19 protein-coding genes and 6 tRNA genes are annotated in these 21,219 nt (G+C 74.2%); 14 read left to right on the top strand and 11 right to left on the bottom strand.

Translation table 11 applies throughout. The features are described from left to right. Positions 1-98: 98 nt before the first annotated feature. The 5 genes from ACFY9V_RS11185 to ACFY9V_RS11165 all read left to right on the top strand — a co-directional run bounded on the left by ACFY9V_RS11185 (position 99) and on the right by ACFY9V_RS11165 (position 8,319). Positions 99-755, top strand: a complete 657-nt coding sequence (locus ACFY9V_RS11185) for a GNAT family N-acetyltransferase (protein ID WP_391160868.1) — start codon at positions 99-101, stop codon at positions 753-755. Positions 756-924: 169 nt separating this feature from the next. Further along, positions 925-2,148 (top strand): precorrin-6y C5,15-methyltransferase (decarboxylating) subunit CbiE, encoded by a 1,224-nt coding sequence (gene cbiE / locus ACFY9V_RS11180; RefSeq protein ID WP_391046532.1) that lies wholly within the window; start codon positions 925-927, stop codon positions 2,146-2,148. 293 nt (positions 2,149-2,441) lie between these two features. Continuing rightward, on the top strand, positions 2,442-5,789 hold the full coding sequence (gene cobT / locus ACFY9V_RS11175; protein ID WP_391160865.1) for a nicotinate-nucleotide--dimethylbenzimidazole phosphoribosyltransferase: 3,348 nt from the start codon (positions 2,442-2,444) through the stop codon (positions 5,787-5,789). A 412-nt stretch (positions 5,790-6,201) separates the two neighbouring features. Next, the gene (gene cobA / locus ACFY9V_RS11170; protein WP_391160863.1) at positions 6,202-7,443 is read left to right on the top strand and encodes a uroporphyrinogen-III C-methyltransferase; all 1,242 of its coding nucleotides are present in this window, start codon (positions 6,202-6,204) and stop codon (positions 7,441-7,443) included. A 54-nt stretch (positions 7,444-7,497) separates the two neighbouring features. Next, positions 7,498-8,319, top strand: a complete 822-nt coding sequence (locus ACFY9V_RS11165) for an RNA methyltransferase (RefSeq protein WP_355332605.1) — start codon at positions 7,498-7,500, stop codon at positions 8,317-8,319. A 76-nt stretch (positions 8,320-8,395) separates the two neighbouring features. Here the strand turns inward: ACFY9V_RS11165 and ACFY9V_RS11160 are convergent, their stop codons facing one another. The 3 genes from ACFY9V_RS11160 to ACFY9V_RS11150 form a co-directional block, all read right to left on the bottom strand. Further along, a complete protein-coding gene (locus ACFY9V_RS11160; protein ID WP_391160860.1) occupies positions 8,396-9,541 on the bottom strand; it encodes an acyl-CoA dehydrogenase family protein in 1,146 nt (381 codons plus the stop codon). Further along, positions 9,538-10,743, bottom strand: a complete 1,206-nt coding sequence (locus tag ACFY9V_RS11155) for an acyl-CoA dehydrogenase family protein (protein ID WP_391160858.1) — start codon at positions 10,741-10,743, stop codon at positions 9,538-9,540. The genes ACFY9V_RS11160 and ACFY9V_RS11155 overlap by 4 nt, the downstream gene beginning before the upstream one ends. 505 nt (positions 10,744-11,248) lie before the next feature. After that, complete coding sequence (locus tag ACFY9V_RS11150; protein WP_391160855.1) at positions 11,249-12,589, bottom strand: protein kinase; 1,341 nt, start codon at positions 12,587-12,589, stop codon at positions 11,249-11,251. A gap of 241 nt (positions 12,590-12,830) precedes the next feature. Here ACFY9V_RS11150 and ACFY9V_RS11145 point away from each other — a divergent pair, with 241 nt between their 5' ends. Together ACFY9V_RS11145 and ACFY9V_RS11140 are read left to right on the top strand one after the other, a co-directional pair. Continuing rightward, on the top strand, positions 12,831-13,064 hold the full coding sequence (locus ACFY9V_RS11145) for a hypothetical protein (RefSeq protein ID WP_188285447.1): 234 nt from the start codon (positions 12,831-12,833) through the stop codon (positions 13,062-13,064). A 354-nt stretch (positions 13,065-13,418) separates the two neighbouring features. Further along, positions 13,419-13,622, top strand: coding sequence for a hypothetical protein (locus ACFY9V_RS11140; RefSeq protein ID WP_355332595.1), 204 nt, complete (start codon positions 13,419-13,421; stop codon positions 13,620-13,622). 259 nt (positions 13,623-13,881) lie between these two features. Here the strand turns inward: ACFY9V_RS11140 and ACFY9V_RS11135 are convergent. From ACFY9V_RS11135 to ACFY9V_RS11115, 5 genes are all read right to left on the bottom strand, one after another. Further along, positions 13,882-13,953, bottom strand: a tRNA-Val gene (locus tag ACFY9V_RS11135). A gap of 38 nt (positions 13,954-13,991) precedes the next feature. Then, a tRNA-Val gene (locus ACFY9V_RS11130) sits at positions 13,992-14,063 on the bottom strand. 32 nt (positions 14,064-14,095) lie between these two features. After that, positions 14,096-14,167: transfer RNA gene (locus tag ACFY9V_RS11125), tRNA-Val, on the bottom strand. A 1-nt stretch (position 14,168) separates the two neighbouring features. Then, positions 14,169-14,242 (bottom strand) — tRNA-Cys (locus ACFY9V_RS11120). A gap of 35 nt (positions 14,243-14,277) precedes the next feature. Then, positions 14,278-14,350: transfer RNA gene (locus ACFY9V_RS11115), tRNA-Gly, on the bottom strand. A 222-nt stretch (positions 14,351-14,572) separates the two neighbouring features. Between ACFY9V_RS11115 and ACFY9V_RS11110 the strand changes: the two genes are divergently transcribed. The 3 genes from ACFY9V_RS11110 (at position 14,573) to ACFY9V_RS11100 (ending at position 17,410) form a co-directional block, all read left to right on the top strand. Next, positions 14,573-15,652, top strand: coding sequence for a chorismate-binding protein (locus tag ACFY9V_RS11110; RefSeq protein WP_391160853.1), 1,080 nt, complete (start codon positions 14,573-14,575; stop codon positions 15,650-15,652). After that, positions 15,649-16,470 carry an aminotransferase class IV gene (locus ACFY9V_RS11105; protein WP_391160850.1) on the top strand — a complete coding sequence of 274 codons (822 nt, stop codon included), beginning with the start codon at positions 15,649-15,651 and terminating at the stop codon, positions 16,468-16,470. Before ACFY9V_RS11110 ends, ACFY9V_RS11105 begins: the two co-directional genes overlap by 4 nt. 94 nt (positions 16,471-16,564) lie before the next feature. Then, on the top strand, positions 16,565-17,410 hold the full coding sequence (locus tag ACFY9V_RS11100) for a GNAT family N-acetyltransferase (protein WP_391160848.1): 846 nt from the start codon (positions 16,565-16,567) through the stop codon (positions 17,408-17,410). A 110-nt stretch (positions 17,411-17,520) separates the two neighbouring features. Here the strand turns inward: ACFY9V_RS11100 and ACFY9V_RS11095 are convergent, their stop codons facing one another. Continuing rightward, positions 17,521-18,111 carry a DsbA family protein gene (locus ACFY9V_RS11095; RefSeq protein WP_391046552.1) on the bottom strand — a complete coding sequence of 197 codons (591 nt, stop codon included), beginning with the start codon at positions 18,109-18,111 and terminating at the stop codon, positions 17,521-17,523. 168 nt (positions 18,112-18,279) lie between these two features. Between ACFY9V_RS11095 and ACFY9V_RS11090 the strand changes: the two genes are divergently transcribed. Next, entirely contained in the window at positions 18,280-18,729 is a 450-nt protein-coding gene (locus ACFY9V_RS11090; protein ID WP_391046554.1) for a hypothetical protein, read from the top strand. Between the two features lie 112 nt (positions 18,730-18,841). Next, complete coding sequence (locus ACFY9V_RS11085) at positions 18,842-19,078, top strand: hypothetical protein (RefSeq protein ID WP_355332579.1); 237 nt, start codon at positions 18,842-18,844, stop codon at positions 19,076-19,078. A gap of 64 nt (positions 19,079-19,142) precedes the next feature. Here the strand turns inward: ACFY9V_RS11085 and ACFY9V_RS11080 are convergent, their stop codons facing one another. Further along, positions 19,143-19,700, bottom strand: a complete 558-nt coding sequence (locus ACFY9V_RS11080) for a CGNR zinc finger domain-containing protein (protein WP_355332576.1) — start codon at positions 19,698-19,700, stop codon at positions 19,143-19,145. 303 nt (positions 19,701-20,003) lie between these two features. Continuing rightward, entirely contained in the window at positions 20,004-20,417 is a 414-nt protein-coding gene (locus tag ACFY9V_RS11075; RefSeq protein WP_003959770.1) for an SsgA family sporulation/cell division regulator, read from the bottom strand. Between the two features lie 189 nt (positions 20,418-20,606). On the opposite strand from ACFY9V_RS11075, the gene ACFY9V_RS11070 reads away from it, so the two are divergent. Both ACFY9V_RS11070 and ACFY9V_RS11065 read left to right on the top strand, forming a co-directional pair. Then, entirely contained in the window at positions 20,607-21,020 is a 414-nt protein-coding gene (locus ACFY9V_RS11070) for a TIGR02611 family protein (protein WP_391160845.1), read from the top strand. Between the two features lie 78 nt (positions 21,021-21,098). Next, a tRNA-Val gene (locus ACFY9V_RS11065) sits at positions 21,099-21,170 on the top strand. Positions 21,171-21,219: the final 49 nt, after the last annotated feature.

Below are 21,219 nucleotides of genomic sequence, written 5' to 3'. Positions count from 1 at the left end.
GCGCACCCCACTCCCGCCCCGGCGACCCTGCCCGGCCCATGCCGTGCGGGATGCTGCATGCTGTGCAATCCACACATGCCCTGGTTACGGAGCAGCGAATGACGCCCACCTTTCCGGACATCTCCATCAGTACGGAGCGGCTGGTGCTGCGCGCGTACGAGGAGGCCGACATCCCCGCCCTGGCGGAGATGATGAACGACGAGCTGATCATCGCGTGGACCGGCGTACCGCAGCCGTATTCGCAGGACGACGCCCGCGCGTTCGTCACCAGGACCGCGCCCGCCGAGCGCGAGTCCGGCCGCGGCATCGTGCTGGCCGTCACCGAATTCCTCACCCAGCGGCTGGTCGGCACCGTCCACCTGCACAACACCGACTGGCGGATCCGCGGCAGCGAGGTGGGCTACCTCACCGCCGCCTGGGCGCGCGGCGAGGGATACGCCAGCGAATCGGTGCAGGCAGTCTGCCACTGGCTCTTCACCGACCAGCGCTTCGAACGGCTGGAGCTGCGCACCGCGGCCGACAACACCGCCTCCCAGCAGGTCGCGCAGAAGATCGGCTGCGTCAGCGAGGGCGTACTGCGCAACGCGGGCATCGTCCGCAGCCAGACCGAGGACGGCCGCTGGGCCGAGATCCGCACCGACCTGCTGGTGTGGAGCGTGCTGCCCGAGGACCTGGACGAGGGTCCGGGCCAGGCTCCCGGCGACGGCGGATACGACGCCCACGCCGACTTCAGCGCGTACGCCGACTGGCGCTGAGCCCTCCCGTCCACCGGCTCCGAGGACGCCGTGGCGGATACCTGCCCCCTCGCCTCGTCCCCGGGCACCCGGGCCCGGATAGTGTTCTCCCCCCGGGACCGGGGCGCGCCACGCCGCCGTGCCGTGACCTGGTCCGCAGCGATCCGCACAGCCATGGAGGCAGACGACGATGGCCGACCGGGTCACCGTGATCGGATGGGACGGATCACCTCCGTCCGACGCGGCCCGCGCCGCACTGAACGCCGCCACCCTGGTCGCGGGCACCAAACACCATCTCGCGCTGTCGCACGTCCCCGAGCACGCCGAGCGGATCGTGCTGGGCAGCATCGAGATCGCCGCCCGCAGGATCGCCAAGCACCGCGGCAGCGCCGTCGTACTCGCCGACGGCGACCCCGGCTTCTTCGGCGTCGTCCGCGCGCTGCGGGCGCCGGAACACGGCCTGGAGATCGAGGTCATCCCCGGCGTCTCCGCCGTCGCCACCGCCTTCGCCCGCGCCGGAATGCCCTGGGACGACGCCCGCGTGGTCGTCGCGCACGGCCGCTCCCTGCGCCGCGCGGTCAACGTCTGCCGCGCCTACCCGAAGGTCGCCGTGCTCACCGCGCCCGGCGCGGGCCCGGTCGAACTCTCCCTGCTGCTCACCGGAGTCCACCGCACCTTCGTCATCTGCGAAGCGCTCGGCACCGAGCAGGAACAGGTGACAGTTCTCACCTCCGACAACGTCGCCGACCACATCTGGCGCGATCCGAACGTCGTCCTGGTCGTCGGCGGCACCACCTCCGCCGGTTCGGGAGCGGCCGGTCTCGGCGTACCGTCGGCGGAGCGCGGCGGCTGGATCGCCGGGCGCGACCCCGGATTTCCCGGCCCGGTCCGCGGCTGGGCGCTGCCCTCGTCCGAATACGGCGGCGACACCTCGGCGCATCTGCGCGCCTTCCAACTCGCCCGGCTCGGCCCGCGCACCGGCGACCTCGTGTGGGACATCGGCTCCGCGGACGGCGCCGTCGCCGTCGAGGCCGCGCGCTTCGGCGCCGCCGTCATCGCCGTCGACCGGGACGCCGACGCGTGCGACTGGGTCACCGCCACCGGCCGCAGGGCCGGGGTCCAACTCCAGGTCGTACACGGCCCGGCGCCCCAAGTGCTGGACGACCTTCCGGAGCCCGACGCGGTACGGATCGGGTGCGTCGACGCCGAGGTGACGGCCGCCTGCGCGGCCCGCCGCCCGGAGCGGATCGTGACCGGCGCGACCACCCGCGACGAGGCCGAAGCGGTCAGCAGGGCACTGGAGGAAGGCGGTTACGAGGTGGAACGCGCTCTCCTGCAATCCGTCGAACTGGATTCCGAGTGGGCCGAGCGGGAACGCTCGGTGACCTTTGCCCTCTGCGGCACGCGCCGCTGATCTGTGCATGATCAAAAACGCCTGCGCAGAAGGCGTTTGCGCCGGTCGCGGACGTGTGTCGGGGCATCGTACGCGGGGCGTCCCGAGGTGCGGACCACCGGACGGGCCGCCGCGCCGAGCGGGGTAGGCTGGCGGATCGTTGTGCCGTCGTCGTGCGTTGACGGGTCGTCGAGAACCGCGGCGTCCGGCGCTCACGTGCCCGCTGCTCCGCACGCTCGTTCTCTTGCGTGAGGGGGTCGGGCCGCGCGCGGTGCAGCGCTGGAAGGAGCGAAACCGATGGGCGAGGGGCACGCATGACGGACACCGGTCGGATCCCCGGCGAGGGGCTGCCGGAGAACGCAGTCGGGGAAGCGGTTCGCCAGCCGCACTCCGAGCTTCCCGGCACTGCCGTACCGCAGCCGTCCGTCCCCGGCTGGGGCGCGGAACCGCTTCCCGACGAACAGGGCGCACCCGCGTACACCTACCTCGACCAGCCCGCCGCTCCCGGCGCGGGCATCGACGACGAGGACGACGTGCTGCTCATGCCGGGCCCGCAGGGGTCCTGGAGCGACCCGCAGCCGGTGCCGCCGCAGCCCGTACCCGCCGACGCGCACGAGGCGGGCGGCCGGGACTCCGGCTCCATCGACTACGCGGCCGTGCTCGCGCCGCAGCCGCTCCCGCAGGGCCTGCCCCAGGACGTCCAGCAGGCCGCCCAGCAGGGCGGCGAGGCGCTGCCCCCGGCCGCGACGCCCGCCGCGGGGAATCCGGCGCCCGGCTACGGCTTCGACACCGGTACCGAGCACGCGGCCCCGGCCGCCGAGTTCGCCGGCCCCGGCGACACGGGCGCGGTCCCGATGCCGTCTGCCGGTGTGCCGCAGCCGGCCGGCGCCCAGACCGCCCAGACCGCCGCGCCGCGCCGCCCGCTGCACATGGGCCCGCCGATGCCCGACAGCATCGGCGGGGGCGTCTCCGTACGCTCCCTGGCTGACCGCGGGCCCGCGCACGCCCAGGCACCGGCGCAGACCCCGGTACGGGCCTCGGGGCCGCCGACCTCCGGCCCCGAATACCTCGACGTGCCGCAGGACGACACCTCCGGCATCCCGGCCCAGCAGACCGGCGAGGCCGCGGACCGGACTCCCGCCTCCGGTACGGCGGGCGCCGAGCAGGTCGGCGGCTGGCCCGCCGCCCCCGCCGCCTCCCAGCCGTCGCTGATCCCGCACGCCGACAGCGTCGTCCCGCCGCGGCCCGCCGACCCGTTGCGCGCGTTCCTCGCGCCCGACGACGCGCCGGAGGAGACCACGGCTCCGGTCGCCGCCGCCCCGGTCGCCGCCGTCCCGGCCCAGGCCCCGGCGCCGGTGGCCGTCCCCGAACCCGCCGCGCAGCCCGAACCCGCCGCGCAACCTGAGGCCGTGGCGCAGCCCGTGGCCGTCGAGCCGGTGCGGCCCGTGCCGCCCGCTCAGCCCACCGCAGCCGAGTACGCGCCCGCTCCCGAGCAGGCCGCGCCCGCGCCCCCGGTCGAGCAGGAGGCGCCGCACGTCGCGCCCGAGGAGCAGCCGTCGGCGGCCGTACAGGCTCCGGCGCCGCTGCCCGAGGCCGTACCGGTGGAAGCGGCACCGGCCGAGGCCGCGCCCGTGGAAGCCGTACCCGTGGAGGCCGTCCAGCAGACGCCCGCCGAGGGGACGCCCGCGCCCGCCGCGGCCGAGCCGGTCGCCGTGCCGGAACCGGCGGACGTACCGGAACAGGCCGCTGCTCCGGCGCAGTCGGCCGAGACCGCGCCCGAGGCGACTCCCGAAGCCGAGGCCGCGCCCGTGGAGGCCGTACCCGAGGCCGTCGTCGCGGAGCCCGTCGCACCCGAGCCGGTCGCCGACGCTGTCGCCGAGGCCGAAGAGGCCCAGCCGCTGCCGGTCGCGGTCGCCCCGCAGCAGGGGCCCGCGGCGGAGGCGTACGAGCCCGCCGTCCGGGACGCCGTGCACCGGGTGATCCGCGAACGGCGAGACATCCGCAACGGCTTCCGCTCCGACCCGATCCCGCACGACGTGCTGCTGCGCGTCCTGGAGGCGGCGCACACCGCGCCCAGCGTCGGGCACTCGCAGCCGTGGGACTTCGTCGTCATCAGGTCGGCGAAGACCCGCGAGAAGATGCACGAACTGGCCATGCAGCAGCGGGAGGCGTACGCCAAGTCGCTCCCCAAGGGCCGGGCGCGGCAGTTCCGCGAGCTGAAGATCGAGGCGATCCTCGACACCCCGGTCAACATCGTGGTGACCGCCGACCCCACCCGCGGCGGCCGGCACACCCTCGGCCGCCACACGCAGCCGCAGATGGCGCCGTACTCCTCCGCGCTCGCCGTGGAGAACCTGTGGCTCGCCGCCCGCGCGGAAGGACTCGGCGTCGGCTGGGTCTCCTTCTTCGACGAGCGCCAGATGGTCACCGAGCTCGGCCTGCCCGAGCACCTGGAGGTCGTCGCCTACCTGTGCGTCGGGTACGTCGACGAATTCCCCGACGAGCCTGAGCTGATGCAGGCCGGGTGGTCGCAGCGCCGCCCGCTGTCGTGGGTCGTGCACGACGAGGAGTACGGCAACCGCGCGCTGCCCGGCGAGGAGCCGCACGACCTGCTGGAAGAGACGCTGCGCGGCATCCGCCCGCTGGACGCCAAGGCGCTCGGCGAGGCGTGGGAGCGGCAGAAGCGGATGACGAAACCGGCGGGCGCGCTGGGCATGCTCGAGATCATCTCCGCGCAGCTCAGCGGGCTTTCGCGGCAGTGCCCGCCGCCGATTCCCGAGCCCGCGGCCGTGGCGATCTTCGCCGGTGACCACGGGGTGCACGCCCAGGGCGTCACCGCGTGGCCGCAGGAGGTTACCGCGCAGATGGTGGCCAACTTCCTCGGCGGCGGCGCCGTCTGCAACGCCTTCGCCAACCAGGTCGGCGCCGAGGTCTGCGTCGTGGACGTCGGCGTCGCCTCCGAACTGCCCAGCACCCCGGGGCTGTTGCCGCGCAAGGTCCGCGCGGGCACCGCCGACTTCACCGCGGGGCCCGCGATGACCCGCGAAGAGGCGCTGCGCGCCATCGAGGTCGGCATCGAGACCGCCCGCGACCTCGTCGCCGCGGGCAACAAGGCGCTGCTCACCGGCGAGATGGGCATCGCGAACACCACGACGTCCGCCGCCCTCATCGCCGTCTACACCGGCGTCGACCCCGCCGAGGTCACCGGGCGCGGCACCGGCATCAACGACGAGATGCACGCCCGCAAGGTCGAGGTCGTCCGGCGCGCCCTCGACCTGCACCGGCCCGACCCCGGCGACCCCATCGGCGTCCTCACCGCCATCGGCGGTCTCGAACACGCCGCCATGGTCGGGCTCCTGCTCGGCGCCGCGGCCCTCCGTACTCCCGTCATCCTCGACGGCGTCAGCGCCGGTGCCGCCGCCTTGGTCGCTCGCGCCATCGCCCCCGAGGTGCTCGCCGCCTGCATCGCCGGGCACCGCAGCGCCGAGCCCGGGCATGTCGCCGCGCTCACGACGCTGGGGCTGCGGCCCCTCGTCGACCTCGACCTCCGCCTCGGCGAAGGCACCGGGGCCTTGCTCGCGCTGCCCCTCGTCCAGAGCGCGGCGCGCGTCATGCACGAAGTCGCCACCTTCGACGCGGCGGGCGTCACCGAGAAGGGGTAGCCCCCGCACGGGGTGCCCCCGCTTGAAGCTCAGGCCCTCCCCGGGCCCTGTTCCTCCTCCCCGCAGGGGGGTGCCGCTGACGGCTGCATGCACCCCGGCGGCGCGGTCGTGGCCCCAGGGGGTGCCGCTTGCTGTGGCGAGCACAGTCTCGGGGTGCGTCCTGGCCGAGCGCGCGGTTCCCCGCGCCCCGAGGGGGTGCCGCCCGTTGTGGCGTGCACAGTGGCGGTGCGTCGTGGTCGGCCGCGCGATTCCCCGCGCCCCCAAGAAGGACGGCTCACCCTTCTGCGGAAGAGGACGCGTCCCGGAGGGGCGGGGGAAGCGCGCGGCCGACCACGGTGGGGCCGACCGGGGCCGGGGCCGAAACGTAGGATCGCCGCACGCAGTGGAAACCGTTGAGAAGGAGCCGGACCGCATGGATCGCAAGGACGCCCCGGCGTACCCCGTAGGGCTGCGCCTCGCCGGACGGCGCGTCGTGGTGGTCGGCGGTGGCCAGGTGGCGCAGCGGCGGCTTCCGGCGCTGGTGTCGGCGGGGGCGGACATCGTGGTGGTGTCGCCGACGGCGACGCCGTCGGTGGAGGCGATGGCCGACGCGGGCGAGCTGCGCTGGGAGCGGCGGCCGTACGAGGACGGGGACCTGGAGGGCGCCTGGTACGCCCTGGTGGCGAGTACCGACGCGGCGGCGAACGTGGCGGCGTCCGCGGAGGCGGAGTCCCGCCGGGTGTGGTGCGTGCGCAGCGACGACGCGGAGGCGGCCACGGCGTGGACGCCCGCGACGGGCCGTTCGGAGGGCGTGACGGTGGCGGTGCTGACGGGCAGGGACCCCCGGCGGTCGGCGGCGGTGCGGGACGCGGTCGTCGAGGGGCTGCGGGACGGCACGCTGGTGGCGCCGCACCACCGGACGCGGACGGCGGGCGTGGCGCTGGTCGGCGGCGGCCCCGGCGACCCGGACCTGATCACGGTGCGCGGACGCCGCCTCCTGGCGGAGGCGGACGTGGTGATCGCCGACCGGCTCGGCCCGCGCGACCTGCTGGACGAACTGCCGCCGCACGTCGAGGTGATCGACGCGGCGAAGATCCCGTACGGCCGGGCGATGGCCCAGGAGGCCATCAACAGCGCGCTGATCGAGCACGCCAGGGCGGGCAAGGCCGTGGTCCGCCTCAAGGGCGGCGACCCGTACGTCTTCGGGCGCGGTATGGAGGAGGCCGAGGCGCTGGCCGCGGCCGGTGTCCCGGTCACCGTCGTACCCGGCATCTCCAGCTCCATCAGCGTGCCGGGCGCGGCCGGTATCCCGGTCACGCACCGGGGTGTGGCCCACGAGTTCACGGTGGTCAGCGGCCATGTCGCGCCCGACGACGCGCGCTCGCTGGTCGACTGGGCGGCGCTGGCCCGGCTGCGCGGCACCCTCGTGCTGCTGATGGCGGTCGAGCGGATCGGCCCGATCGCGGCGACGCTCGTGGCGGGCGGCCGGTCCGCCGACACACCCGTGGCCGTGGTGCAGGAGGGCACGACGGCCGCGCAGCGCCGGGTGGACGCCACGCTGGCGACCGTCGCGGACGTCGTGGAAGCGGAAGGCGTACGTCCCCCCGCCGTGATCGTGATCGGCGACGTGGTCACCGTGGGCGGCGGCGTCGCGCAGGGCCGTACCGGCCGGTGAACGGCTTGTGGATGCGCCGTTGGCAGGTGCCGGAGGACAGGGCAGTATCAGGCTGTGGCTGAGCTCATCACGATCGACGACCCCGACGACCCGCGCCTGCACGACTACACGTCGCTGACCGACGTGGACCTGCGCCGCCGCCGCGAACCCGCCGAAGGTCTCTTCATCGCCGAGGGCGAGAAGGTCATCAGGCGGGCCCGGCACGCCGGTTACCGCATGCGCTCGATGCTGCTGTCCGCCAAGTGGGTGGACGTCATGCGCGATGTCATCGACGAGGTGCCCGCTCCCGTCTACGCCGTCAGCCCCGACCTCGCGGAGCAGGTCACCGGCTACCACGTGCACCGGGGCGCCCTCGCCTCCATGCAGCGCAAGCCGCTGCCGACGGCCGAGGACCTGCTCGCCGCCGCCCCCGCCCAGGGCGCCGGACGCCGCGTCGCGATCTTCGAGGACATCGTCGACCACGCCAACCTCGGCGCCGCCTTCCGCAGCGCCGCCGCCCTCGGCGTGGACGCCGTCTTCCTCTCCCCGCGCTGCGCCGACCCCCTTTACCGGCGCGCCGTCAAGGTCTCCATGGGCGCCGTCCTCCAAGTCCCCTGGACCCGCCTGAGTTCCTGGCCCAAGGACATCGAACGCTTCCGCCAGCAGGGCTTCGTCACCGCGGCGCTCTGCCTCGCCGACAAGTCGATCACCATCAACGAACTGGCCGCCCGCCGCTACCCCAAACTCGCCCTCATGCTCGGCACCGAGGGCGACGGCCTCTCCGTGGACGCCCTGCGCGCCGCCGACGAGTGGGTCAGCATCCCGATGGCCCCCGGCGTCGACTCCCTCAACGTCGCCGCCGCGTCGGCCGTCGCCTTCTACGCCACGAGGCTGTAGCCGCGCTGGGCGGCGGCCGGGGCCAGGTCTTCAGGCGCGCTGGGGGCACCCCCAGCGCGCCCACGGGCCCGCGTCCTCACGGGCGGGACGGGAGCCCCACCAAAGAGGCCAGCGCCGCGCGGTGGTACCCCGGCGTGCCGAGGGCGATCTCGTCCGCCTTGGCGCGCTTGAGGTAGAGGTGGAGCGGATGCTCCCACGTCATGCCGATGCCGCCGTGCAGTTGAAGGGCCTCTTCCGCGGCGTGGACGGCCGTGGCGGCGACGTACGACTGCGCGACGGCCACGGCGACGGCGGTGTCGGGCGCGCCGGTGGCCAGGGCGTCGGCGGCGGCGCGGGCGGCGGCGCGGGCCGAGACGACCTCGAGCCAGAGGTCGGCGAGCCGGTGCTTGAGCGACTGGAAGGACCCCACCACGCGCCCGAACTGGTGGCGCTCACCGAGGTAGCGGACGGTCTCGTCCAGGCACCACTGGGCGATGCCGAGCTGTTCCGAGGCGAGCAGCCCGGCACCCGTGAGCAGGGCGCGGTCCAGCGCGGCGGCCGGGTCTGCGGCGGGCAGGAGACGCCCGGCGGCGCCGGAGAGTTCCAGATCGGCGAGCGGCCGGGTGAGGTCGAGGGAGACCGGCCGTACGGTACGGACGTCGGCCGCCGCGACCTCGTAGAGCCCCGGGCCTTCCGGGCCGACGGCGGGGACGACGAGCACGTCCGCGACGAAGGCTTCCACGACGCTGGTGACCCGGCCGGTCAGCAGACCGCCCGCGTCGGCGCGTACCGCCGTGGGGAAGGCGCCGCCGGGAGCGGCGGACAGCGGGACGGCCAGCGCCGCCGTGGCCGTGCCTGCGGCGAGGCGGCCGAGCAGCGCCGCCGTCCCCGCGTCCTCGGTGTCGCAGCCGAGCAGCGCGGTGGTGGCGAGGACGGCGCTGCCGAGGAAGGGCGTGGGCGCGGCGCCGCCGCCCAGGACTTCGAGGACGACGGCGGCCTCCCGCGCGGAGGCGCCCTGGCCGCCGAGCTTCTCCGGCACCAGCAGCCCGGCGAGGCCGAGTTCGGCGGCGAGCACCCGCCACAGCGCCGGGTCGTACGGTGTGTCGGTCTCGATCGCGGCCAGCACGGCCGTCGGCGGGCAGCGGTCGGCGAGGACGTCGCGCACGGCGGCCCGCAGGTCGTCCTCGACCTCGGAGTAGAGGAGGTCGGCGGGGCCGGGGGAGGGGACGGAGGCGGCGGTCATCGGGGGAGGTCCTTCCAGGCGGCGTCCTTGTCGGTGCGGGGCTCGGAGGGCAGGCCGAGGACCCGCTCGGCGACGATGTTGCGCAGGATCTCGGAGGTGCCGCCCTCGATCGAGTTCCCCTTGGCCCGCAGATAGCGGTAGCCCGCGTCGCGGCCGTAGAAGTCGACACTGCGCGGCCTGACCATCGTCCAGTCGCCGTAGCGCAGACCGTCCTCGCCGAGGAGTTCCACCTCAAGGCCGCTGATCTGCTGGTTGAGCCGGGCGAAGGCCAGCTTGAGCCCGGAGCCCTCGGGGCCCGGCGCGCCGGACACGAGCTGCTGGCGGACCCGCTCGGCGGTGAGCCGCGCGACCTCCGCGTCCACCCACAGCCGCATCAGCCGGTCGTGCAGCTCCGGCGTCCGCAGCTCGGGCCGCTCGCGCCAGGTCGCGGCGACGGGGCCCATCATGCCGCCCTCACGCGGCAGGCTCTGCCCGCCGATCGCCACCCGCTCGTTCATGAGCGTGGTCTGCGCGACCCGCCAGCCGTCGCCGACCTCGCCGAGCCGGTGCGCGTCGGGAATCCGCACCCCGCTGAGGAACACCTCGTTGAACTCGGCCTCCCCGGTGATCTGCCGCAGCGGACGCACCTCGACGCCGGGGTCGGTCATGTCGCACACGAAGTACGTGATCCCTCGGTGCTTGGGCACGTCCGGGTCGGTACGGGCGATGAGGATCGCCCAGCGCGCGGTGTGGGCGCTCGACGTCCAGACCTTCTGGCCGTCCACGACCCACTCGTCGCCGTCGCGGACCGCCCGCGTGCGCAGCCCGGCCAGGTCCGAGCCCGCGCCCGGTTCGCTGAAGAGCTGGCACCACACCTCCTCGCCGGTCCACAGCGGTCGCAGAAAGCGGGACTTCTGCTCCTCGGTGCCGTACCGCAGGATGGTCGGCGCCGCCATGCCGAGCCCGATGCCGATCCGCCGGGGATCGTTGTCCGGTGCCCCGGCCGCCGTCAGCTCCGCGTCCACCGCCGCCTGCGCCGCCCTCGGCGCACCCAGGCCCCCGAGGCCCTCGGGGAAGTGCACCCACGCCAGTCCCGCGTCGAACCGCGCCCGCAGAAACTCCAGCGGCTCCGTCCGCCCCGGCTCCCACGCCGCCAGCAGCGCTCTTGCCCGCCGGCGCAGCTCCTCCTCGCCGAGGCCGTCCTTCGCGGTGGTGGTCGTCATACGCCGCGTCCTTCCGATCGCCCGAGCCTACTAAGCAAGCGCTTGGAAACCTAGCCGAAGTCCGCCCACCCACGCCAGCCCCCCTGCGGGGGAGGCTTCACGAGTACGGACGCCCGCGCGAGTGCCACATCCCGTCGCGGAGCCAGCCCCGCCCCACCCTGGCCGCCCGCGCAGTTCCCCGCGCCCCTTCGGGGCTCGTACCTGCCGTCCTTCACCCGCGCCCCGACATGGGCTGGTCGCGCAGTTCCCCGCGCCCCTCAAAAGCCCGCCTCACCCGGCGTCCGCACTGGGGCCCCGTAGGGGCGCGGGGAACTGCGCGCGCAACCGCAACGGGCCGGTGCTGTTCCCATGGCGGGAATGTGGCACTGACCTGGGGGCGCGGGGAACTGCGCGACCAGCCACGGCCGGCCGGGACTGTCCGCACGGTCGAAAGTGGCACCCCACCCGGGGGAACGGCGCGATCGGCCGTGACGGAAGCCGACATCGGGCCGCCCGGGCGGCAGCCCTAGGGGCCTGAATCCCCGGCGGAAGCCGAGACGGTGAGCGTGGGCGGGACGCCGAGTCCACGGGAGAGCCGGTGGCACCCCTGGGCGGCGGCGATGATGACGGCCGCGAGAAGGGTGACGATGACGAAGACGAAGACGCGCTGGCGCAACAGGCGCCGCTTCGGGCTGGCACCGGGACGCCGCCCGGTCGGCGTCCGGGCGGCGGGGGTGCGGGTCCCGGAGGACCGGGGGCCGGGCGGCCGAGGCGGCGGCGTACGCGACCCGGAGCGCCCCCCGGACGTGCCGGCGCCGCCCTGCCCCCCGGCACCGGCCCCGGTGCCGTGCGGCCCCTGGCCACCGCCCGTACGGCTGCCGCGGCCGGGCGCGGTACCGGGACCCGTACGCCCGTTGGTCGGCCCGCCGGCCGGCCGCCGTTCGGTGTGCTGCTGCGCGTACTCCTCGGCCCTGCGGCCGGTCGGCCGCTCCGGGCGCGGCCCGGCCGCCTTCGGCAGCCCCTCGCGGCGCGGCGCGCCGATCCCGCGGGCCTCGCGGGCGGCGATCTCGGCGAGCCGTTCCGAGAGCTGCACGGTGCTCGGCCGCTCCTCGGGGTCCTTGGCCAGGCACGCGTAGACCAGCGGCGCGAGCGCGTCGGGCACGCCGGTCAGATCCGGCTCCTCGTGCACCACGCGGTAGAGCATGACCTCGGAACTGCCCTGCCCGAAGGGCGAGTCGGCGGTCGCCGCGTACGCCAGGGTGGCGCCGAAGGCGAAGACGTCGGTGGCCGGGGTGACCGCGGCGCCGCGCACCTGCTCGGGCGCGAGGAAGCCGGGCGAGCCGACCGCCGTACCGACGTGCGTCAACGTGCTGGCCCCGGTCGCCCAGGCGATGCCGAAGTCGATGATCCGCGGGCCCTTGGGGGACAGCAGGATGTTCGACGGCTTGAGGTCGCGGTGCACGACCCCGGCCTCGTGCACGGCGACCAGCCCCTCGGCGAGGGCCGCGCCGATCGTGGCGACCTCGGCGGCGGGCAGCGTGCCGCCCTCGGCGACCTTGTCGTGCAGGGACGGCCCCGGCACGTACTGCGTGGCGAACCACGGGCGTTCGGCCTCGAGGTCGGCCGCCACCAGCCGGGCCGTGCAGCCGCCGCGGATCCGCCGGGCGGCGGACACCTCACGGGCGAACCGCGAGCGGAACTCCTGATCCTCCGCCAGCTCGGGCCTGATGACCTTCAGCGCGACGCGCTGCCCGCGCTTGTCCGCGCCGAGGTAGACCACGCCCATGCCGCCCGCCCCGAGCCGCCGGTGCAACCGGAACGCGCCGACGACCCGCGGATCCTCGCGCCGGAGCCGCATCATCGCCATGTCCGTCCGTCCCCTGCCTCCGGTGGGGGAGGCCCCACTCCACTGAACTGACCGGCCGCTGGGCCGGCCGCCCACAGCTTACGGACTCAAGTCCCCCCGCGCGCTGATGCCCCGCAGGCGCGCGGACGCTAATTGTCAGTGCCCGGTGGGATCCTTGAGAGGTGGGAGCGCGCCCGTCCGACGGGTGGTCAGCACCGCGCCCGCTTCGCCAACGGACCGTCTGCCAAGGGGGAATGACGCCGTGAAAGGTGATCGTGTGGAGATAGTCGTCGACGCGGGGGACACCACCCGCACCTATGAGGTCATCGCCACCCGGGCGGGCCGCAGAGTGGAGACGGCGGTGCGCCGAGGTGTCGTGGAAGTGAGTGAAGTCACCCGCAATGGGACGGTGGTCCGCACCGCCCGCTTCATGTCCACCAGGGTGCTCGCCCTGGTGGAGCAGCCGGTACCGCGCGAGGTCGAGCAGGCGGGCTGAGCGCCGCCCCGCCACCGCACCGTCGCCCGACCCCGTCACCACCCTGTCACCCGCCCGCTACCGACGCGGTCCCGGACCCCTCCTCAGGAAAAGCCGCCCCTCCGGCCCGGTGTCCCCTCCGGGATACCCCTGGTGACCTAGGTCGCCTCCTCCACCCAGGGGAGTATCCGGGCCGCTCGCCGTCATCCTCCGGGAGGCCGGTAAAGGGGTACGAGGGCATGACGACCGGCCGCCGTCGCGCCCCTAATGTTGAGGTCAAGCGGCGGGCGAAGCACTCGTCCCCCGAGGTCAAACGTCCGCCGCCCCAAATCTGACAACAGAAGATCTGACCACACCACACCTCTGGAGAGGGCCATGGCGAACACGGTGGAACGCACCGCGCGTGCCGTGCGCGGCGGCAGGGCGCTGATCGTCGGCGCCCGTCCGACCGGCACCCGGCATCCGCTGGTGGCGGCGGCCATGGTGCTGCCGCTGGCAGCGCTGCTCGCCTACTTCTTCGGTGGAGTGGACGCGGTGGTCACACAAGCGTCGTCCGTAGCCGGCCTGATGGGGCGCTGACACAACGCCCCAGGCCCGGAAGAGCGGTCCGGGCCGGGGACATACCGGTGAACCCCGTGGGGACGGGGGTACGGCGGACGACTGCGTTTGCCCGGGTATCGCGAGATACCCGGGCATTGCGCTTTTCCGGGGCCAGTTGACCCCGATCCCGACGACGGAGGCGGTCCTCCCGCGACCGAGGGGACCCGCAACGGCCGAGTGGACCCGCACGACCGAGGGCCGGAAGCTCAATCGCTTCCGGCCCTCGGTGTCCTGCGCGTGGACGATACTGGGATTGAACCAGTGACCCCTTCCGTGTCAGGGAAGTGCTCTCCCGCTGAGCTAATCGTCCTCGGTCGTGCGGGTGACGCGGATGGTGCTGATGACGCGTGCGCGATACTGGGATTGAACCAGTGACCTCTTCCGTGTCAGGGAAGCGCTCTCCCGCTGAGCTAATCGCGCGGGATCTTTCTCCAGGACCCTGTGGGGTCCAGTGGACGATACTGGGATTGAACCAGTGACCTCTTCCGTGTCAGGGAAGCGCTCTCCCGCTGAGCTAATCGTCCTTGGAGGTGGAGACGGGATTTGAACCCGTGTAGACGGCTTTGCAGGCCGTTGCCTCGCCTCTCGGCCACTCCACCAACACAGCGGGGGTTCGGGAAGATCCCCCACGTCGAGCGGACGACGAGATTCGAACTCGCGACCCTCACCTTGGCAAGGTGATGCTCTACCAACTGAGCCACGTCCGCAGGCGCCGTAGCTCCGGGGCACTCTCGTGTCCCGGCGACGTGGTGAACTCTAGCGGATTCCCGGTCAAGCTCAAAAACTGGTTTCCGCAGCGTGCCGGGCCAATGACGGGCGCATGACCGGCGGAGCACCGCGACGGCGCCCCGCCTAGACTCGGCTCCACCTGCCGCCGAGCACCGGTTCGGCCCTCTCGTCGTCCACTCGCCGTCCACCAGGGAAGCCCCGTGCGTGACCTCGCCCCCATGGCCCGCTTCGGCGGCCTCGTCGCCTCCGACCTGCGGGATGTCACCGCGGACCTGAGCGCGCTCGACTCCACGGGCTTCTGGGCGGTCGCCGCCGACTTCGAGGGCCGTACGGTCTGCGCCCGCTTCGGCGACGTACGCCGCGACCCCGCCCCCTCCACACCCCGGACCCGCCCCTGGCGCGGCCCCGACCCCGCCGCGTGGACCTCCTCGCTGGACCGCGCGGCCTATGTGGCCGGGGTGCGCGCGATCCGCGAGCGCATCGCGGCCGGCGAGGTCTACCAGGTCAACCTCTGCCGGGTCCTGACCGCGCCGCTGCCCGAGGCGGAGAGCCGGGGCGGGTACGGCGGCCCGGACATCGACGCGCTGTCCGCGGTCCTGGCCCGCGGCAACCCGGCCCCGTATGCCGGAACGATTCGGCTGCCCGCGCACGGCGTCGAGATCGCCACCGCCTCGCCCGAGTTGTTCCTGCGGCGCGACGGCGCGACGGTCGAGTCGGGGCCGATCAAGGGCACCGCGCGGACCGCGGACGAGCTGCTGCCCAAGGACCACGCGGAGAACGTCATGATCGTCGACCTGGTGCGCAACGACCTCGGCCAGGTCTGCGCCACCGGCTCGGTGACCGTGCCCGCGCTGTGCGCGATCGAGCCGCACCCCGGCCTGGTGCACCTGGTCTCCACCGTCCGCGGCGAGCTGCGCCCCGACGCCGGATGGCCGGAGCTGTTCGCCGCCGCCTTCCCGCCCGGCTCGGTCACCGGCGCGCCCAAGTCGAGCGCGCTGCGGGTGCTCGGCGAGCTGGAGACCGCCCCGCGCGGCCCGTACTGCGGCGGGATCGGCTGGGTCGACGCCGACCGGCGGACCGGTGAACTGGCCGTCGGCATCCGGACGTTCTGGATCGACAGGACGGCCCCCGGCGCCCCCCTGCTGCGCTTCGGCACCGGCGCCGGGATCACCTGGGGTTCGGATCCGGAAGGCGAGTGGGCCGAGACCGAATTGAAGGCGGCCAGGCTGCTGGCGGTAGCGTCGGGAGTCCAGGAGACAAGCGGAGGGATGCTTCGGTGAAGATCTGGGTGGACGGCGGACTGCGGGACACCGCGGACGCCACCGTGTCGGTGCTCGACCACGGACTGACGGTCGGCGACGGCGTGTTCGAGACGCTCAAGGCCGTGGAGGGCCGGCCCTTCGCGGTCACCCGCCACCTGGAGCGGCTCGCCAGGTCCGCCCGCGGCCTCGGCCTGCCGGAGCCCGACCAGGACGAGGTGCGCCGCGCCTGCGACGCCGTGCTCGCCGCGAACCCGATGCCGCTCGGACGGCTGCGGATCACGTACACCGGCGGCCCGTCGCCGCTCGGCTCCGACCGCGGCGACGCGGGCACCACCCTGGTCGTGGCGCTCGGCGAGGCGTCCGTACGCCCCGACACCACCGCCGTCGTCACCGTCCCGTGGGCGCGCAACGAGAAGGGCGCGCTGTCCGGGCTCAAGACCACCTCCTACGGGGAGAACGTCGTCGCTCTCGCGCGGGCGCACGAACACGGCGCCAGCGAGGCGCTGTTCGCCAACACCCGGGGCAGGCTCTGCGAGGGCACCGGGTCCAATGTTTTCGTCGTCCTCGACGGCCGGCTGCTGACCCCGCCGCTGGCGTCCGGCTGCCTGGCCGGGATCACCCGCGAGCTGGTGATCGACTGGACCGGCGCGCAGGAGACCGATCTGCCGCTCGACGTCCTCGACCGGGCGGAGGAGATCTTCCTGACCTCGTCGCTGCGCGATGTGCAGGGCGTGCACCGGACGGACGACCGTCGGCTGTCCGCCGCTCCGGGGCCCGTCACGGCCAAGGCCATGCGGATCTTCGCCGAGCGCGCGGCGGCCGATCCGAACCCGTAGGTCCCCCAAGTCCCGGCACGGCGGCGGCCGGGCGCGGTAGAACGTCACCCGGCACCCCATGCGATCGGTACGGCGACATCCCGGGAGCGCGACCATGACGACGACCCTCAGACCCGCGGGCCCGGAGCGGCGCGCGCCCGACGGCGGTCGCGCCCGCGCCTTCACCGTCTGCGTCAACGGCCGCCCGGTCGGCGGTGTCGAGCTGAGCGCGGAACTGGGGCTCGGCCCCGGCACCGGGCGGATCGCGGCGCTGGCCGTCGACGAGCCGGACCGGCGGCGCGGGCGCGGCACCGTGGCCGCGCTGGCCGCCGAGGAGGTGCTGCGGCTGTGGGGCTGCGCGCGGGCGGAGGTCTCGGTCCCGGCCGCGGCCGAGTACGGGCTGCGGCTGGCCACCGCGCTCGGCTACGTCGAACGCGCCCGCGGCATGCTCAAGCCGCTGCGCGAGCCCGCCCCGCCGCACCCGCTGCCGCCCGGCAGCCGCACGCGCCCGCTGACCGCCGCCGAGTACGGGCCGTGGCGGGAGCACGGCGCGGAGGAGCTCATCGCCTCGCTGGTCGACCGCGGCATGCCGCGCGAGCAGGCGGCGGCCCGCGAGGCCGCCGCCTTCGACCACGTGCTGCCGCGCGGCCGGGACACTCCGGGCGCCGCGCTGTACGCCCTCGCGCACGACGGTGTGACCGTCGGCCGCGTGGCGCTGCGGCTGTACGACGAGGCCGACCGTGCCGCGCCCGCGTGGGTGCTGGCCGTCGAGGTCGACACCGCGCACCGGGGCCGCGGACACGGCCGTACGCTCATGCTCGCCGCCGAGAACGCCTGCCGGGAGGCCAGGGCCCCCGCCGTCGCCCTCGACGTCTTCGCGGGCAACGCACCGGCGCTGCGGCTGTACGAGTCGCTGGGCTACGGCACGACGGTGCGGCACCTGACGAAGCCGCTGCTGTAGCCCGACCCCGAGCCCGGACCCGACCCCGCTGCCCGCGTCTGAGCCCGAGCCCGGTCCCGTGCCCGCTGCCCGCGTCTGATCCCGACCCCGATGGGCCCGGCGCCGGTCGTCTAGTCGCGGCCGGGGATCCGGCAGACCTGCCCGTCGTCGCCGGTGGCCGGGCCGGGGCCGGGGACGGCCGAGCCCGCCTCGGCCAGCAGGCGGTCGGCGATGGCGGTGATCCGCTCGCGCAGCCCGTCCTGGCTCTTGCCGCCGTCCAGACGCTCGCCGCCGATCACATACGTGGGCGTGCCGGTGACGCCGATGGCCTTGCCCTCCGCCTCGTCGGAGTCGACGACCAGCAGGTGGCGGCCGTCGATCAGCGCGGTGTCCACCTCGTCGGCGTCCAGGCCGAGATCGCGCGCCACCTCGACCAGCACCGCCTCACCGCGGCTGTCCAGTTCCTCGACCCTGGCCAGCACGGCCTCCGCGTACGGCCAGCCGCTGCCCTGCTCGTACGCCTCCTCGTACGCCTGCGCGGCGGCCAGGGCGTGCGCGTGCTTGGGCAGCGGGAAGTGCCTGAGCTGGATGTCGAGCGTGTCGCCGTACCGCTCGCGCAGCGCACGGACGTCGTCCAGGGCGGTGCGGCAGTCCGGGCACTGGAGCTCGCACCAGACCTCGAGGACGGGGGGACGCGACACGGCGGGGGAGGGTTGATCCATGGTCCAAGTCTCCCACTCGGGGAGGAGGCACCCCCGAGATCCCCCTGAACCCGGCCCCCCGCCGTGGCCTCGCGCGCCCGTGTCGAGGCAGGATGGGAGGACGCGACCTCGTGCGGGCCCTTGGCCGGACCTCACGGGGCCATCCGCAACTGCCGCAGGAGCCTCGGGATGCTGACCACCGCCCTATGCGCCGTCCTGTCCGCCGCGGGCCTGGCCATCGCCGTGCAGACCGCCTACCGCCGACGCTATCTGCGGGCCACCCGCATCGCCGCCGTGTCCCTGCTGCCGGTCGGCCTGGCCATGGCGGGGCTCGTGACCCTCGGCCGCAAGATCGGCACCGCCACCGGCGACTGGGCGGCCGACCTGATCTTCAAGCCCACCGTCTGGCTCGGCTTCGGCGTCATCGGCGTCTCCGTGCTGCTGTACGGCGTCACCCGGCTGATCGCCGCGCGCGTCGGACCCGAGGAGGGGCAGCAGCCCCCGGCGGCCGTGCCCGGCGCCTCCAGCCCCGCGCTGCCCGCCTCCTCCCGCCCGAGCACGAAACGGCGCGCCTCGGCGGACAGCGGTCTGTCCGACTTCGCCGACGTCGAGGAGATCCTCAAGCGGCGCGGTATCTGACCGGAAGGCGTGCGCCGCACGGCCCTCTTCGAACGGGTGTGGGGGTCCGAAACACCCCTGGGAGTTGGCGTGTTGGGAGACGAGTGATCGTTCTCTGCGCGATCATCGGCCTGTGCTGCCCACCTCCGGGGATCGTCTCTCCCCTCCGCGGCCGGACCGTGCCGAATCCACTGTCGAGAACGTCGTTCCAGGCCCGCGCGCCGAGGGTCGTGAACCCGCCGCGAGGGCGGGGGAGGGAGAGCCGCAGGGGTGCCTGTACGCCCTCTCGCAGCCCCCGCTGATGCTGTTCCTGTGCGTGATCGGAGGGCTGCTCGGGGCAGGCGCGATCTACGACCTGCTGCTGCTCTGACGCCGCGGGCCGGGGGCGGACGCACGCGGCGGCGTCCGCGGTCGGCTGTTCGTGCCGCCCGCGCTCAGGCGCTCGCCTCGCGCTGGCGGGCCCGGTAGGCCGCCACATGGAGCCGGTTGCCGCAGGTGCGGCTGTCGCAGTAGCGGCGTGAGCGGTTGCGGGACAGGTCGACGAAGGCCCGGCGGCAGTCGGGCGCGTCGCACCGCCGCAGCCGGTCGCGTTCCCCGGCGACGATGAGGAAGGCCAGCGCCATGCCGCAGTCCGCGGCGAGGTGGTCGGCCAGCGAGGCGCCCGGCGCGAAGTAGTGCACGTGCCAGTCGTAGCCGTCGTGGTCGGTCAGCCGCGGTGTGGTGCCCGCCTCGGCGACCATCGCGTTCAGCATGGTGGCGGCCGTCGCGTTGTCGGCGGCGCCGAAGACGGCGGTGAAGCGGGCGCGTACGGCGTGGACGGCGGTGAGGTCGCGCTCGTCGAGCCGTCCGACCTCGCTGACCTGGTTGCGCTCCACGAAGCCGCGGAGGTCCGCGACGTCCGCGAGCGATTCCCGGCCCTCGATCTGCGGCGCGGTGTTGACGAGGTCGACGACGCTGTCGAGCGCGCACCTGGTGTCATGGTTGATCAGCACGGAACTGCTCCCTGCCGGCGTGATCGGTCGGCTGCGTTCCGGTGACTCTAGCGCGCGAAAGCCGCCGCCGTGGGGGTGCAGGCCCCACGGAGACGGCTGTCGTGCGTGTCTCGTACGCGACGGGTGACGGTGTCGTGCGTGTCGCGGCGAGCGACGTCACGAGCGATGTCATGAGCGAAATCGCGTGCGAAGTCGTGTCGAGATGACAGGCGGCCGGGCCGGGCGCGAGCGTCCGGCTCCGCTGGTCGGGTCCGGGCGTCCCCCCGAGTAGGACGGCCGCGGACTGCGGTGACGGGCTGGGTCTCAGCTCTCCGCGAGGATGTGGGAGAGCTCGGTGTCGAGGTCGAAGTGACGATGCTCGGTGCCCGGCGGAACCGCGGCGTCCGTCCGCTTCAGGAAGGACTCCAGGGCCCGCGCCGGTGCTTCCAGCAGCGCTTCGCCCTCGGGGGAGCTGAGGGCGATGCAGACGACGCCCTGACCGTGGCTGCGGGACGGCCAGACTCTGACGTCTCCGGTGCCGGTGGGGCGGTGCAGCCCCTCGGCGAGCAGGTCGCGGGCGAACACCCATTCGACCGTCTCTTCGGCTCCGGTGTGGAAGGTGGCGTGCACGGCATACGGATCGGCCGTGTCGTACCGCAAGCCCGCGGGTACAGGCAGTGAGGATTCGCTCGACACAACGAGGCGCAGGTGCAGCTCGCAGCTGACCGTGGTGTTCATAAGCGCCAGGGCCTTTCGCTCAGTGTGCGCTCGGGGATTCGCACGTCGGCGAAATCGACATGCCACCTGCGAGGACGTTGTAAACCCCTCTGAGGGGTTTGTGAGGCTTCTGGTACCTCGTCCGGCCTAGTCCCGAGACGGGCCGATCAGCCATTTCGGTGACGAACGCCGGTCGGGTAAATTGCCGGTATGACTGCGGAGAGTGACGAGTTCGATGGAGCCGTGGCCAAGGATTCGCGGCTGGGGTCACGGGCCCCCGGCTTCATCAGGAAGTCACGGCTGCTGCACCAGTCCTGGCGGGTCGGCGTCTTCCTCGTCGGCCTCGCCGTCGTCGCGGGCGGAGTCGTCCTGCTCCCGCTGCCCGGCCCCGGCTGGGTGGTGATCTTCGGCGGCATGGCGATCTGGGCCACCGAGTTCGCCTGGGCCCAGCGCGTCCTGCGCTGGACCCGCCGCAAGGTCGCCGACGCCGCCAGGGCCGCCCTGGACCCCCGCGTACGGCGGCGCAATCTGCTGCTCACCACCGCCGCCGTGCTCGCCCTGGCCGGACTCGCCGGGTGCTACCTGTGGCAGTTCGGCCTCGACACGCCCTGGGCCGACAGCTAGGCCCCGCGCGCCCGTCGCGGGCCCTCGGGAGCCTGGTCCGAGGCCCCTCCCACGTGCGGTAAAGTTGTCCACGCGTCCGGGCGATTAGCTCAGCGGGAGAGCACTTCGTTCACACCGAAGGGGTCACTGGTTCGATCCCAGTATCGCCCACCGGATTCGAGGATCCCGGGGAGCGGTTTCCACACCGCTCCCCGGGATC

Origin of the sequence: Streptomyces sp. NPDC008317, from assembly GCF_042955955.1 — a bacterium.
Classification (GTDB): domain Bacteria; phylum Actinomycetota; class Actinomycetes; order Streptomycetales; family Streptomycetaceae; genus Actinacidiphila.
Note: the sequence above shows the minus strand (reverse complement) of the source record. Positions and strands in the feature narration are given on the sequence as shown.